This is a genomic window from Halobacillus sp. Marseille-Q1614 (genome assembly GCF_902809865.1).
GTDB lineage: Bacteria > Bacillota > Bacilli > Bacillales > Halobacillaceae > Halobacillus_A.
Genome location: NZ_CADDWH010000001.1, coordinates 2,933,758 through 2,948,336, shown reverse-complemented (window position 1 = coordinate 2,948,336; position 14,579 = coordinate 2,933,758). Strand labels below are relative to the sequence as shown.

The window sequence follows — 14,579 nt, the reverse complement described above, 5'->3', positions numbered from 1 at the left end:
TAGGCCAATGGCCGTTCCGTGGATAAACGTCTTAACCTCTTGTTAGAGTTAAGGCGTTTATTTTATTTTGGATTGCCATAAAAAGTTTGAGGCCTGTTAAGGAGTGAAATGATAACCAAAAAAGGAGGCTCTTCATAATGTCTATTTTCTCTAATGAAGCATTATCAAATCAGCATATTCTTATTACCGGCGCGACTGGAGGTATCGGCTATCAGGCTGCCATTGAAGCCGTTCAAGCTGGTGCAAAGGTGACAATCACCGGCAGAAACGAAGAGAAGCTGGCCGGGCTTAGAGAGGAATGTTTAAAGAACAAAGAGGCTGAAGTCTTCGTTTATCCGTCCGACTTAAACAAAGCAGAAGGCCGCAGGAGCTTAATTAAAGAAGCCCAAAATCAATATGGACCAATGACCGGTCTCGTCAATTCTGCCGGCATCTCCGGTGGAGGCTCAATTGAAAATTTATCAGAAGAAGATTTGCGTAAAGTGATGGAGTTGAATTACTTCTCTACTGTTTTACTCACCCAGGAGGTCTATCCCCATATGAAAAAAGAAGGAAAGGGAGCCATCGTAAATATCTCGTCCTTATCAGGCTTACGAGGCACACACAGTAATATCGCCTACAGTGCATCAAAGTTTGCCGTTACAGGGTTTACTCAATCACTGGCCGTTGAAGCTATTGAACATAACATTCGAGTCAATGCCATCTGTCCGGGATTTGTGGAGACAGAAATGGGGAAGCAGGCGATTAAAAGAAAAGGTGAAAGAGAGGGCCGAAGCTATGAAGAGCAGCTGGAAACAGCGAAAAGCAGAATCCCATCAGGAAGGCTCAGTACACCTGAAGAAGTGGCCAGGTCGATCGTCTTTCTATTGTCAGATGCGGCGTCCAATATAGTAGGAGAATCCTTAAAGATATCTGGGGGAAGCGTCATGAGGTAACTCCGTGCTACAATAAAAGTAAATGTCATATGGGGGATTTATATGGCTTTAGACCGCTATTCTCGACAAGAACTTTTTACATCAATCGGAAAACTAGGACAGCAGAAGATTCGTGATAAACATGTGCTTATTATCGGAGCAGGTGCCCTTGGGACGAGCAATGCCGAGCAGCTTGCCCGGGCAGGCGCCGGGAAGCTGACAATTGTAGACCGCGATTATGTAGAATGGAGCAATCTTCAGCGTCAGCAGCTTTTTACAGAAAATGATGCCAAACAGAGGATGCCTAAAGCCGTAGCTGCCGAAAATAGGCTGAAAGACGTAAATTCTGATGTTATTTATCGATCCTATATTATGGATGTCCAGCGCGAAGAACTGGAAAGTTTAATTAAAGACGTTGATGTACTGCTTGATGCTACAGATAATTTCGACACAAGAATGCTGCTTAACGACGTTTGTCAGAAATATAATGTGCCGTGGGTGTATGGGGGCTGCGCAGGAAGCCACGGAATGAGCTACACGGTCGTTCCCGGCAAGACACCCTGCCTGAACTGCCTAATGGAAACTGTCCCTTTAGGAGGAGCCACTTGTGATACGGTGGGAGTGATCAGCCCGGTTGTGCAAATGGCTGCAGCCCACCAGGTGGCCGAGACGCTGAAGCTGCTTGTAGAAGATTATCAGTCTCTTTTTCAAAAGCTGATCGTTTTTGATATGTGGAAGCATTCGTATTCAGGCATTGCAGTGAATCATGCGAAAAAGGAGGATTGTCCTTCTTGCGGAGTAGAAGCGACGTATCCTTTTATGCAGCCGGCGAATCAGACGAAAGCTGCGGTTCTCTGCGGCAGGGATACTGTTCAAATACGCCCTCCCCGAAAAATGGAGCGCGATTTTAATAAGCTGAGAGAGAATCTTCCAGGAACCAATATTGAGGAGAACCCTTTTCTGCTGTCGTTTAAACAGGACGATTACCGGTTTGTCTTTTTTAAAGATGGACGGGTATTAGTTCATGGGACGAAGGATATAACAGCGGCACGCCGCCTTTATCATAAAATCGTAGGATAAGGGTAACGGGTTTTAGAAATAGACGAGAAGGGAAAACTCGTAGTATAGTTAATTAAAAGTAGGAGGTTCTAGAGCAATGGGAAGGCTAATTAAAAGGTTAATTAAATACGGTCCCATGGTCTATCCGTATATTAGAAAATTCATGAAAAAACGTCGTATGAAATAACGAAAACGCGTCTTCATTCAGGCGCGTTTTTACATATAGAAGACAGGTAAGGGAAGAAAGAGGGAATCATTATGGAAAAATGGGAATCCACTCCGCTCATTAGGTTCTTTGGGGGAAAGAATCTTCTTTACATATTAGGAGTTATTTTATTCATTGGTCTCAATCTATTTATTTACTCTCAAGTTTCGTTTATCTTTAAGCCTATTGTCGCTTTTTTTGAAACGATTGCTTTATCCGTAATATTTACCGTTGTCGTCTACTATTTATTGCGGCCGATTATCGGATTACTCGAAGGATTCAGGATTAAGCGGGTGTGGGGGATACTAATTACCCTCGCATTAGTCTCGGGATTAATTACACTATTGATCTTCTTAATTATTCCATTTCTTGAACGGCAGTTTTTAAGTCTAATCGAAGAGCTGCCGGAATACCTCATGGAGCTGGCCTACTCAATAGATCAGTGGATTAGGAATTCCATTTTTGCTAATTATTATAATGATTTGTTTGAAGATCTTGGCGGAACGCTTGATCAGGTATCTGATAACCTGTCTACTTACGTAGGGAATACACTTGAAGGTGTTACAAGCTTTATTACGACCCTTACTAATGTAGTTATTGCACTAGTGACACTTCCATTTATCCTGTTCTACTTATTAAAAGATGGAGAGAAATTCCCCAATATGCTTTTAAGAATTTTCCCTCCGAAGGTACGTCCTGAGCTTTTGAATGTTTTTAAAGGGATCGATCATCAGTTAAGTGCCTATATTCAAGGGCAGATTATCGTAAGCTTTTGTATTGGGGCCATGATGTATGTCGGATTCCTAATTATTGGGCTGGACTATGCATTGCTGCTGGCTGCAATAGCTAGTGTGACAAGTGTCGTTCCTTATTTAGGGCCGATGATCGCAATTACTCCGGCTCTCATTATTGCTATCGTTACTTCACCTTTTATGCTCGTGAAATTAGCAATAGTATGGACGGTTGTTCAGCTTCTGGAAGGTAAGTTTATTTCTCCGCAAATTATGGGGAAAAGGCTTCACATTCATCCCGTCACTATCATTTTTGTATTGCTTACAGCCGGCCATTTATTTGGGATTCTCGGTATTATTGTTGCGATTCCAGGTTATGCGATTATTAAAGTGGTTGTCGTGTATATGTTCCTATGGTTTAAGCGCCGGTTTAATAAATTTGCGGCACCTGATAATAAGTACAGCGAAACAGAATAAATAATAAGTACTGTCTAAGCCGGTCCTTTAAAGCTTGTAGAGAAACCTCGTGCCTTTTAAACGACCAACTTCCTTTCAAAGGATAAGATGCAGCGAAGGGCTCCGAGAAGCGGATCGCTTTCCAATGGGCGTACGGTGAGCTTCCTTAAGGCTTCGCCTTTTAGGGATCTCACCAATGGAATCCCTCCAACCACACTAGCTTTAACCGGAAATTCCATGAGAAAAACTGTTGAAATTCTCTCGACAGCCTGAAAAAGAAGTGCCATGCCGGCACTTCTTTTTTTATTAGTGTTATGAGAAAACCAATAAAGCTGTAACAGCTGACAGGACAATTGAAGTGGCTGTAACAGCCATTAGCGGCTTCCATGCCCGCTGTGTTAAATCATTAAGGCTGACATTCAAGCCAAGTCCCGCCATCGCCATCGTCAGAATAAATGAAGTAATACTGGAAGACAGATTTAAGAAGGAAGAAGCATTCGGCAAATATGGAGTAATGATGAAGCTTCCGATCAGGCTCATAACGATAAACCCTATTAAAAACCAGGGGAAAGGAATGCTGTGGTTCGCTGTGCTTTTATTTTTACGATGTTTCATAACCCAAATTAAAAGTAAGCTCAGAGGCACTAATAAAAAAACACGGCCCAGCTTAGCTAATAATGCCATGGCGAGACTGTCTTCCCCGCCGGCCTCGCCTGCTAATACCGCGTGAGCGACTTCATGTAAGCTTAATCCCGCCCACATTCCAAAAGCCTCTGCTTCGACCGGAAGAAAAGGACGGAGAAGGGTATACACAATGGCGAAAATGGTACCGATAATGGAAATGATTCCCGCACTTAGAGCGGTATCTCTTTCTTTAGCTTCTAATATAGGGGATACAGCTGCAATTGCCGAAGCACCGCAAACTCCTGTTCCTATACCTAACAATAAAGACAGTCCCCGATCAGCTTTCAGCCATTTCGCCAAGGCCATCATCAAGCCGATACTTAATATAATAACAAGTAAATCACGCATGATGAGGGTAACCCCTTCAGCTAAAATAAGGTTAATATTTAACTGCAGTCCAAATAATATAATAGCGGCACGCAGAAGCCGCTTGGCTGAAAATGTAGTGCCTGATTTTAAGACTTCAGGAAAACCGAAAAAGTGACGAAACAATACAGCTATAAAAATTGAAATGGCCAGAGGGCCGACTTGCTGCATACCAGGAAGTTTGGCGAGCAGGAATCCCAGTCCTGCAATTATAAATGTAAAAAACACTCCAGGAATAATTGAGTGGCGTTGAAGTAAAGATATACGCATGTTTTAACCTACTTTGATTTTATTATCTACATTCACTATACGAACGCTTAATCTATTAGTAAAATAGAACTTTATAATGGTGATGATTAATAATATTAATAATTGAGGTGTGACAATGGATATCGAGTCGTTACAAACCTATATTAAGGTAATAGAACTCAAAAGCTTCACAAAAGCTTCAAAGCATTTAAACCTGTCACAGCCGTCCGTAAGCTTTCACATAAAAAATTTAGAGGAATATTTTCAAACGACGTTAATTGACCGTTCGCCTAAAAGATTTCAGCCGACGCAAACAGGAGAAATCGTCTATGAACGGGCCAGGCAGATGCTCGGCATTCTTAAAAAAGCAAAAACAGAAGTAGAGGAGTATCATCACCAGTTAAGAGGAACGATCCGAATAGGGGCCAGTTATACGGTTGGAGAATATATTCTGCCTTCTTTATTAAAAGCTTTTGATGAAGCCTACCCAGCCGTAGATCTAATGGTGACGATTAGAAATACTGAGCAAATAAATCGGGGTATTCAGCATCACGAGTTAGACGTAGGGTTAGTCGAAGGGAAAGTGAACAAGAAAGAATTGTCTTCCTTTCCTTTTAAAGAAGATGAGATGGTGGTTGTGGTACCGGAAACCCACCCTTTGCGCTCAAAAAAGGAAATAACGTTTGATGATCTGCAAGACCATACATGGGTCAGCCGGGAAGAGGGATCTGGAACGAGAGCAGTGATGGAAGCTGTCTTGGAAAACTATAATATCAGTGCTGGAAAAATAATAACGATCGGAAGCAACCACGGCGTTATTCAAGGGGTTAAGCAGGGACTTGGACTTTCGGTTATTTCAAGAACCGTCGTCGAGCATTCCCATGCGGAATCTCTGATTCTTACTATTCCTTTTATCAAGTCGACTACACGCTTCTTCTCCTGTGTATTACCTGTGGATGAACGCGAAATTTCTAAGAATGTTACGGTTTTTATACACTTGCTTAAAGGCTTTATAAATCAAATGTAAAAAAACTGTGTAAATATGCTATTAATTGAATATAGGGAAAAGATTTAGGGTAAGGTTAGGTAGAGAAAAGTGAAACCTTTATTAAAAAAAACCGTATAGAAGATAGAGCTTGGTTTCTAGTCAATTTTAAATATATGAGGTGAAACTATGAAAAGCCTAGACCAGATAGTCGACTACTTAAAGACACTGGGCATTGAGGTCGAAAAGGTTTATAAAACACCAAAAGAAGAAACAAGATAGTCCCCCTAAATACACATATAGCAAGAGAAGGTATGCTGCATACAGCATACCTTCTCTTCACGCAGACTTATGGGATGTAATCTTAATAAATTGAGGGTGCCTGGCCTGGAAAATGGACCATATAAGTCCTAACAGAACAGGAATCAGCAGAAAGAGAAAAACGCTGCCGGCTCCGTAGTTTTTCGCAATCACTCCAAAGACCGGCCCGGTTATGACCACCGAGGTTTGATTACATAGCATACGAAGACTGGCCATGCGGCCGTGAAGCTCCTTTGGTGTGGCCATTTGCTGAACGGATTGAAGCAGAGCTCTTACAAAGGAAGTTCCCAGTCCAATGAGAAGAATGCCTAAGAAAGCAGCGGTTATGCTTTTTGTTATTCCCACAAAGAGCAGTCCTGCAGCGACGGCGGCCAGGGAATATACAGCTATATGATTCTCCATCCGCTTCCACCACCATGCACCGAGCAGTCCGGCTGCAATTCCACCTATTGAAAAAGTTATATCCAGAGCTCCGTAAATAATTGCCGATCGCTGTAAATACTCGCTCGTATAAACAGATAAAAAGCCTAAAGTTGTATGAAATGTCAGCTGGCCAAGCATAAGGGTAACGAGCAGCCCGTACATCATACGGTTCGCGTTTAAAAAGCTGAACCCTTCGCCAATTTCCGTTATGAATGATGTGTGTTTCTTCGAAAGGCGCCTTACCGGTGAATACTGCAGGAAAACGACAGCAGTTAAAGCACTACAATAAAATAGTATAACGACAGCCAAAGATAAAGGCATAGTTACGAAGGTTGACAATAAACCGCCGAGCGCCGCTCCTGCTAAGCTTCCGGAGATCGTTGCAGAACCGGATAGTGAGAAGATGTTTGGCAGTTCTTCTTCCTTGAACACTTCGGCTACTAATGCCTGCAGTGAAGGACGAAATAAAGAACCGCATGTCTGTAGCAGCATATGTGTCAGAATGACCCACCAGGGACTGAACCAGCTGAATACAAAGGATAGGAACAGCAGGCATAAGATGATCACACTTACTGAGCCAGAAATATTTGCTAACCATTTACGATTATGACGATCGACAAGCACTCCAAAAATTAAATTTGAAAAAATGCCAGGTATAAACCCGAAACTTACAAACAGCCCTGTATAAATCGCATCTTCGGTCCATTGGTACAAAAACCAGGTGACGAGGACAAAATACATCGCCCTCCCGCACTCATACAAAAAATAACCTGCCAGCAGCTTATAAGTATTCCATCGGTCCAACTGCCTCACCTCACGTGGTTCTCTCTATTTTCATCATACGTGAATTTCTGCGATAAAAATAATATTGTTTTATAATTAAAAGGGATAACAAAAAGTTATCGGGGGAGGGCTTTTTGTGAAAATTGAAGACTATCAATTAATTATACTGCTAAACCATTCTAAAACGATAAGAGCTGCCGCTAAGAAAGCTTTAATTTCTCAGCCTGCCATTACACAGCGTTTAAAATACATAGAAGAATACTTTGGCACGACCATATTTATACGTACGCCGAAACAGCTCATGTTAACCCCTGAAGGAGAAGCAATTGTAAAGCATGCCGGTGAGGTGCTTTCAAAAGAAGACCAGCTCACTCAGCAAATAGCTGAAATAAAAGATAAAGTGGCTGGTACTCTTTCGCTTGGAGTATCGTCGCTTGTAAGCCAGCATACTCTTCCTTCGATCTTGCGAATCTATACTCAGAAATTTCCGGATGTAAAAATTGATCTGGTTTCCGCGGTCAGTGCAGAAATCAAAAGCAAGGCAGCAGATTTTCACGTAATGATCGTTCGGGGAGAGCCATTAAAAGGACTCGCTTGTATCCCTCTATATAAAGATCCTTTATATATATTTGATACAGCAGAGATTACCGGTGCAAAAGAACGGCCTTTTATCGAATTCAAAGCAGACTATGAGTATCAGCAGTTAGTTGAATGCTGGCTCCATCAATCGTCAAACCTCAACATACGGCGTACAATGAAGGTGGACCATTTTGAAGTTGCAAAAAAGCTGATGGTCGAGGGGTTGGGGATGACGGTTCTTCCATGGAGCCTAGTAAGTGAAGATTTGATGCATCTCTATCATGCTCCTTTGATTGTTGATGGTTCTCCTGTTCATCGTCAGACGTGGGCATGTGTAAAGCCGGATTACAGGAGGCTGCCGCAGGTCGATGCCTTCCTGCATGTTTTAGAAAAAAGCTCTGCAGGTTGATGCTGTTTGATAGGCAAAAGCAGCTTTCGAGATGTAATAGAGAATTAATAATTAGATTGTTGGCAGTTTTTCACCATTCATTTTATTATTAAAATAATTACTTTTGTAGAAGGGATATTACATATGAAATATAAATCGGTAGATTATCTCAATGAAATCCAACAGAATGAGTTTATTAAGGCGGCGATTGATCATGTAGGAGCAGGGGTGGTCATTTCTGATCCCGAGCAGATTGATAACCCAATTATTTATATTAACAAAGGATTTGAAGACCTGACGGGATATGAACCAGAAGAAGTTCTAGGGATGAACTGCCGGTTTCTCCAAGGCAAGGATACGGATCTAAATGCAGTCAAAACCCTTAGGGAAAACTTGAAAGCCTCTAAACCTATCCAAATTGAATTATTGAATTATAAAAAAGATGGAACCCCTTTCTGGAATGATCTGCAAATCTTTCCTGTTTATATTGAGAAAATGGAGCAGAACTATTTTGTAGGAGTTCAAAAAGATATTACGAAGCGAATAGACGCTGAGAGCCTGGTGGGCCACTATACTTCTGAAGTGAAACGGCTGTCCACACCGATTGTACCTGTAGAAGACGATGTTTCCGTCCTTCCTTTGATTGGGAATGTTGATGAAGAACGAGTGCAGCAAATGCTCGAATTCGTCAGCCACCATGTGCAAGAGGTAAAAGAGGATTATATTATTCTGGATTTATCAGCCGTCCATACTTTTAACGAAAATATTCATATGGGGATTTACCAATTAGACCAATTGCTTACGCTTATGGGGACAACCTTGCTGATCACAGGGGTAAAACCTAATTTTGCACTGCAGAGCGCACCTTACGCTAACTTTGGCGAGCTTTCCCTGAAAAGCTACCCGACCGTTAAGCAGGCTTTACAGGAGATACGGTAAGACAAAAAAAACAGCCGCAGCACGCGGTTGTTTTTTTAAAAATAAGGTTTAACGGGAGCATAGTTGAATATTTATGATTATCCTGAGCAAATCATAACCTGGTTGTTGTCAGGATCATAGAGAGTGAAGAAAGAAAAGTCATCAAATTCCACCAGTCCTGAAGCGATCGATAAACCCTTTTCTTCTGCAGCTTTTAAAGAGTCCTCAATATCATTAGTATGGAAGTTGAACAAAGGATAAGGAAGAGGACTGAAGTCTTTTGGCGTTTCTTCAGGTCCCGCATCTATCGTAAGGCTTGTCGTTTTATTTAAAAGAAAAGTGTACACAGGCTTCACTATATCTTTTTCGTTAACTGGATGACCCAGCAATTCTGCATACCATAAGACGGAAACTTTTAAGTCGCTCGCATGAACAAACACGGTATTGATTTGTTTTTGGACGAGAGGTTTCAATGATTCCACTTCCTTTATATTTTTGGCTCTGTTAAAAGGTTTGATTATTAATTAGTATGGAAAGCTAACAGAGCTTATAAAAATTAGTTCGTTAATAATAAATAAAATCCTCTAGGTTCTTTGTTAGTTTTTGAAGGAACAGGGAATGGTTTGGGTATAATAAAAAGTCTAATTAGATTAAGGGAGTGAGCTGACATGAGTGATATGATTCGAGAATGGGTTAGAAACGAGAGACAAGAGCGGTTATACAAAAAAGCATCGGTCATAGCGGAAGAGGCTCGTTCCCATGTAGTTGAAACAGATCGGGATGCTGAATTTTCGCATCAGACATTAAAAGTAATGAAACAGGAAAAATATCCATCTTTAAGCCTTCCAGTCCAGCATGGCGGTGAGAGCTTATCCTTATATGAATTCTTATTCATGCAGGAGAAGATTGCCGAGGGAGACGGCTCAGCAGCTCTATCAATCGGCTGGCATTTAGGGATCATGATGGAACTGAGCCAGGAACGATTATGGAGTAAGGAGAATTTTCTTAGGCTGGCTAAAGATGTGGCAGAAAATCAGGCGGTTGTAAACAGAGCAGCTACAGAGCCAGCGACGGGAAGCCCGACAAGAGGCGGAATTCCTGAAACAAAGGCTGTTAAGAAAGATGATTGTTATATAGTATCCGGCAGGAAGACTTTTACATCCATTTCAGATCAACTCGATTATTATATCGTTTCTGCCTATGTTGAGGATCTTAAAGAGGTCGGCTGGTTTTTAATAGACCGCCACCAGCCTGGTGTTAAAACGGAAAAAACGTGGGATACGCTGGGAATGCGCGGAACAGCCAGCGATGATTTAGTATTGGACGAAGTGGAAGTCAACCAAGAAGACCTGGTTGAAATTAAAGGGAAAGCCAAGCCTATGCCTAAAGGGTGGCTTCTGCATATTCCTGCCTGCTATTTGGGAATTGCTACGGCAGCGCGGAATCATGCGGTTCAATTTGCCAAGGAATTTCAGCCGAACAGCTTAGATGCACCGATTTCAGAAGTAGGCCATATCCAGGACAAAATTGGCGAAATGGAATGGAAGCTGCTTCAGGCTCACAGCTTCTTATATACGACAGCCCGCAAATGGGATGAGGAGCCGGAACGGAGAGAACAAATGGGACCTGATTTAGCGGCTGTAAAATTAGCTGTAACTAATACTGCGAACGAGGTTGTCGATTTGGCGATGAGAATTGCAGGAGGGCGGGGATTATCGAAGCAGTACCCGTTTGAAAAACTATATCGTGACGTCCGTGCAGGACTGCACAATCCCCCGATGGATGATGCTGTACTTCGCATGCTCGCTGGAAAAGCTTTAAAATAATAAAAAGTCCCGAATTCATTTTAGAATCCGGGACTTTTTTTATTCAGCTAGTAAATCAGCAAAAGCTTTTGCATATGGCGGCAGGTCTGGCGGACGGCGGGCAGAAATGATATGGCCGTCCTGTACGACAGGCTCGTCAAACCATTCAGCTCCTGCATTTGTCATGTCATCTTTAATACCCGGAGTGCTGGTCACTTTGCGGCCTTCTAAAATTCCTGCAGAAATGAGCACCCATCCTGCATGACAAATTTGGCCGATCGGCTTCTTATGCTCGTCCATATGTTGAACCATATTCAGCACACTTTCATAACGGCGGAGCTTATCTGGAGACCAGCCGCCGGGAACAAGAATTCCATCATAGTTTTCCGGATTAATATCTTCAAATCCGTAGTCGGCTGTTGCCGGAACGCCGTACTTACCAGGATATTCTTCGCCCGCTTTTTCACCAACGAGGTGGACAGTCGCTCCTTCCTCTTGTAAGCGAAGCAGTGGATACCATAGCTCTAAATCTTCGAAGTCTTTACTTACAAGAGCAATGACTTTCTTATTTTGTAATCGCATCGTACAGCCTCCTTATTAATTTCTAATATTAAGTCTATCAAAGAGAAAGCTTCAAAGATACTATTTAGAAACCGCGATTACCCACCAAATCAGCAGTGGCTGAAGCAGCGGCCTGAGCCACAAAAAGACAAAATTTGTTTCCGTTCCCCATGGTGAAGGTGCACTTATAATGGCTGCATAGATGTTTGCCGGAAGGACAGCTATCAAAAAAACAGCCGTTGCGATCCCGGCGGCGCGCCTCGTTTGGGGAAAAACGAGCAGCAGGGCGAGCATCCATTCAATGATGCCGGTAATATAAACAATCTCAAGGCGCATCGGGACAAACGGCGGAATCATAGCAGCGAATCCTTCTTCGTATATGAAATGAGTGACCCCCGCTAAGAAAAATGAAGCGGCGAATACATATAAAGCGAATGTTTTAATAAACTTCATAGGTAATCTCCTTTAAAAATTTGAAACATTTTATAGAGACAGCCGTATAACGGCTGTAGGGAAAATCACGTAAAGAGCTGATGCCAAAAATAACAAAAAAGGTATAATAATAAATAAGTTTAGCATATTTTTTTACTCAAATTGAAACTATTGTAAGGAGTCGAATGCAATGAAAAATCGTTTTATTATAATTTTTACTGCTTTTTTAATGATGCTGACCGCTTTTATTCCCGGGGCTGTAGATGCGTCTACTGGAGACCAGGGAATCAATGAAAAACTCGGTCTTCCAATTGTAGTTTATGGAGAGGCTCTCTCAGATGCTCAAAAATCGGAAGTGACAGACCTGCTGGAAGTGGATCGGCATGAACAAGTCGATGAGTTTACGGTTACGGGGCAGGATATTGCTAATTACATTGGCGGCAACCCGAACTCAAATATGTACTCTTCCGTAAAGATCATTCATAAAGATGAAGAGAACCTTAACATTGAAATTGTAACACCCGATAATATAACAGAAGTAACGAAAGAAATGTATGCAAATGCTCTGCTTACGGCAGGGGTTGAGAATGCGGATGTAATGGTTGCCTCTTCTGTAAAAGTGAGCGGACATTCTGCGCTTACTGGAATTTATAAGGCTTATGATTCCAAGGGAGTTAAGCTTGATGAAGAACGGATGAAGATCGCCAATGAAGAACTGGACGTCGCCACTTCAATTGCCAAAGAAGGGGATGTCAGCGAGGATGAAATCAGCCAGCTTCTCACTGAAATTAAAAAGGATATCGCTGAGCAGAACCCTGCGACAAAAGAAGAGGTTCAACAGATTGTAGAAGAACAGATAAGCAATATGAATATTGAACTCAGCGAAGAGGACCGCCAGCGGTTAACCGATCTATTTAACCAAATGCGGGATTTAAACATCAACTTTGATGAAGTCCGCAATCAGCTCGATGATTTAACAGGACAAATTACTGATATTATTAATGACGAAGGCTTTTGGAACAAAGTATCCAATTCGATAAAAACCTTTTTTGACAGTTTAGCAGACTTTTTCCGCTCCATCCTTAATTAATAAACAGAATCACTCGTGATCAGAAGTTTTTAAGCTGTCGAGAAAGGCTCGACAGCTCTTTTTTTATTTCATTTATATCAATGATCACATGAGAAAAGAAAAGTTTCTCTAAAAGAGATTTTTTATTGGGATTCCATCTGTTTAATGTGGGCAAGGTAGCAATCGGCGGCTCTTTTATATCTTCCCGTCTTGTAAAGATGATCCGCTAGCTTTAAGTAAAGGGTATCCAATGGTTCCTGGTCATGATTCTGTTTAAAAAAATGAATGCATTTTTCTATACTTTTTTGATAGGTGTCTAAGTCGTTAGTTTTTTCGTAATAGTCGAGAAAAGCTTCCAGTAAATAATAATGATCTAAAGTCTGAGTCACCTCATCTTTTGCTTGATGAAATAACTGCTTGGCGTCCTCGAGACGGTCGAGTGTAAGGTAGGTCTTACAGAGCGAATGGTATGTGATTTGCTTCTGAGCCACGAGGCCTTCCTGTTCTTTAAGTTCCAGCGATTTTTCCAAATAGTCGCAGGCAGCTTCCTGCTTTCCGGCTTTTCGCATGACAATCCCTTTATTATGAAAAACCTGTGTCAACAGGCCTTGGCTATTTAGTTCAATCAGCCGGGCTTCCGCTTCGGATAAGGCTTCCATCGCCTGATCGAATTTCTCCTGATTTAAATAAATGACACCGATGAGATTATAGACCATAGAGACTTCATCCCGCTGACTTAAGGATTCATAATACTTGATCGCCAGTTGGCTGAACTCTTCCGCCTGCTGATAATCTTTGATCGCACTGGATAAGACAGCGATATTATAAGTTATCGCTGCTTTTACTGAAAGAGGCTGGCCATCTAGACGGAATTGCTTATAATGCCGCAGACTCGTCGTGAAATCTGAACTTTGATAATGGCGCATCCCCTGGCAATAATGATAGGCATTCTGAACGTAAGCAGGGGCTTTTTCTAAATGTTTGCCTTCCACGAAAGGCTGAACGAGTGTTTCATATGTACGGAGTGCTTCAGGGTACTGCTTGCTTTTGCAGTAATACGCACACTTCAGGAGGAGATAATATACTTCCTGGCTCACGTTTGATAAGTAATAGTAATAATTTTCTTCGAGTGTCTCAATTAAAGGAGCGGCTTTGCTTATGTCTGTAATGATAAACTGTTCCAGTTGTGTTAAAACATGCTGGACTTCAATATCTTCCTTTTCAAACCCCTTAAAGAAGGGCAGGGGAAGCTGCAGGGCTGCGGAAATAGCAGAAAGAGTAGCAGCTCCCGGTTTGCGATATCCGTTCTCAATTTTACTTAAGTGGGCAGCTGATACGGCAGCCCCGGCTATATCATTTAACCGTAGATTATTCTTTTTTCGATAAATGTTAATTCTCCGTCCGATATCCAACGATCATCACCTCATATTTCCATCATACAAAATTTGTCGGATTATTGTTAGGTCTAAAGTAACAAAAAAATCAGGGTATAGTAAAATTTTTCAACAAATCGACTTAGAAGGTTCCAGGTTCAAAAAAAATTGCTATTTTCTTAAGTGATAATAGGTCTAATACAAGATTTGTATTTTGTGGGAATATTGTACGATGTAAGAAAACGTAAATAAGTGGAGAAAAATAATAATGGAGTGGA

General features: G+C 41.7%; 14 protein-coding genes. 8 read left to right on the top strand and 6 right to left on the bottom strand.

Going from position 1 to position 14,579, the window contains the following annotated elements; genetic code table 11:
- The first annotated feature begins 137 nt into the window (after positions 1-137).
- The 3 genes from HUS26_RS14695 to HUS26_RS14685 all read left to right on the top strand — a co-directional run bounded on the left by HUS26_RS14695 (position 138) and on the right by HUS26_RS14685 (position 3,386).
- Positions 138-935 carry an SDR family NAD(P)-dependent oxidoreductase gene (locus HUS26_RS14695; RefSeq protein WP_173917847.1) on the top strand — a complete coding sequence of 266 codons (798 nt, stop codon included), beginning with the start codon at positions 138-140 and terminating at the stop codon, positions 933-935.
- 42 nt (positions 936-977) lie between these two features.
- The gene (locus tag HUS26_RS14690) at positions 978-1,994 is read left to right on the top strand and encodes a MoeB/ThiF family adenylyltransferase (RefSeq protein WP_173917846.1); all 1,017 of its coding nucleotides are present in this window, start codon (positions 978-980) and stop codon (positions 1,992-1,994) included.
- Positions 1,995-2,231: 237 nt separating this feature from the next.
- The gene (locus HUS26_RS14685) at positions 2,232-3,386 is read left to right on the top strand and encodes an AI-2E family transporter (RefSeq protein ID WP_173917845.1); all 1,155 of its coding nucleotides are present in this window, start codon (positions 2,232-2,234) and stop codon (positions 3,384-3,386) included.
- 291 nt (positions 3,387-3,677) lie between these two features.
- Here HUS26_RS14685 and HUS26_RS14680 read toward each other — a convergent pair whose 3' ends face one another.
- The gene (locus HUS26_RS14680; protein ID WP_173917844.1) at positions 3,678-4,685 is read right to left on the bottom strand and encodes a YeiH family protein; all 1,008 of its coding nucleotides are present in this window, start codon (positions 4,683-4,685) and stop codon (positions 3,678-3,680) included.
- 115 nt (positions 4,686-4,800) lie between these two features.
- Between HUS26_RS14680 and HUS26_RS14675 the strand changes: the two genes are divergently transcribed.
- On the top strand, positions 4,801-5,691 hold the full coding sequence (locus tag HUS26_RS14675; protein WP_173917843.1) for a LysR family transcriptional regulator: 891 nt from the start codon (positions 4,801-4,803) through the stop codon (positions 5,689-5,691).
- A 297-nt stretch (positions 5,692-5,988) separates the two neighbouring features.
- Here the strand turns inward: HUS26_RS14675 and HUS26_RS14670 are convergent, their stop codons facing one another.
- Positions 5,989-7,206 carry an MFS transporter gene (locus HUS26_RS14670; protein WP_254434213.1) on the bottom strand — a complete coding sequence of 406 codons (1,218 nt, stop codon included), beginning with the start codon at positions 7,204-7,206 and terminating at the stop codon, positions 5,989-5,991.
- Between the two features lie 106 nt (positions 7,207-7,312).
- On the opposite strand from HUS26_RS14670, the gene HUS26_RS14665 reads away from it, so the two are divergent.
- Positions 7,313-8,164: a LysR family transcriptional regulator gene (locus tag HUS26_RS14665; RefSeq protein WP_173917841.1), complete on the top strand. Its 852-nt coding sequence runs from the start codon at positions 7,313-7,315 to the stop codon at positions 8,162-8,164.
- A gap of 123 nt (positions 8,165-8,287) precedes the next feature.
- Positions 8,288-9,082 (top strand): PAS domain-containing protein, encoded by a 795-nt coding sequence (locus HUS26_RS14660; protein WP_173917840.1) that lies wholly within the window; start codon positions 8,288-8,290, stop codon positions 9,080-9,082.
- Between the two features lie 77 nt (positions 9,083-9,159).
- Here the strand turns inward: HUS26_RS14660 and HUS26_RS14655 are convergent, their stop codons facing one another.
- Positions 9,160-9,534, bottom strand: a complete 375-nt coding sequence (locus tag HUS26_RS14655; RefSeq protein WP_173917839.1) for a VOC family protein — start codon at positions 9,532-9,534, stop codon at positions 9,160-9,162.
- Positions 9,535-9,729: 195 nt separating this feature from the next.
- Between HUS26_RS14655 and HUS26_RS14650 the strand changes: the two genes are divergently transcribed.
- Positions 9,730-10,887: an acyl-CoA dehydrogenase family protein gene (locus HUS26_RS14650; RefSeq protein ID WP_173917838.1), complete on the top strand. Its 1,158-nt coding sequence runs from the start codon at positions 9,730-9,732 to the stop codon at positions 10,885-10,887.
- A gap of 39 nt (positions 10,888-10,926) precedes the next feature.
- On the opposite strand, the gene HUS26_RS14645 is transcribed toward HUS26_RS14650, so the two are convergent.
- Positions 10,927-11,448 carry a type 1 glutamine amidotransferase domain-containing protein gene (locus HUS26_RS14645; protein ID WP_173917837.1) on the bottom strand — a complete coding sequence of 174 codons (522 nt, stop codon included), beginning with the start codon at positions 11,446-11,448 and terminating at the stop codon, positions 10,927-10,929.
- A 60-nt stretch (positions 11,449-11,508) separates the two neighbouring features.
- The gene (locus tag HUS26_RS14640) at positions 11,509-11,880 is read right to left on the bottom strand and encodes a hypothetical protein (RefSeq protein ID WP_173917836.1); all 372 of its coding nucleotides are present in this window, start codon (positions 11,878-11,880) and stop codon (positions 11,509-11,511) included.
- A gap of 169 nt (positions 11,881-12,049) precedes the next feature.
- On the opposite strand from HUS26_RS14640, the gene HUS26_RS14635 reads away from it, so the two are divergent.
- A complete protein-coding gene (locus tag HUS26_RS14635) occupies positions 12,050-12,949 on the top strand; it encodes a DUF1002 domain-containing protein (protein WP_173917835.1) in 900 nt (299 codons plus the stop codon).
- A gap of 122 nt (positions 12,950-13,071) precedes the next feature.
- On the opposite strand, the gene HUS26_RS14630 is transcribed toward HUS26_RS14635, so the two are convergent.
- Positions 13,072-14,340: a helix-turn-helix domain-containing protein gene (locus HUS26_RS14630; protein ID WP_173917834.1), complete on the bottom strand. Its 1,269-nt coding sequence runs from the start codon at positions 14,338-14,340 to the stop codon at positions 13,072-13,074.
- Positions 14,341-14,579 lie beyond the last annotated feature (239 nt).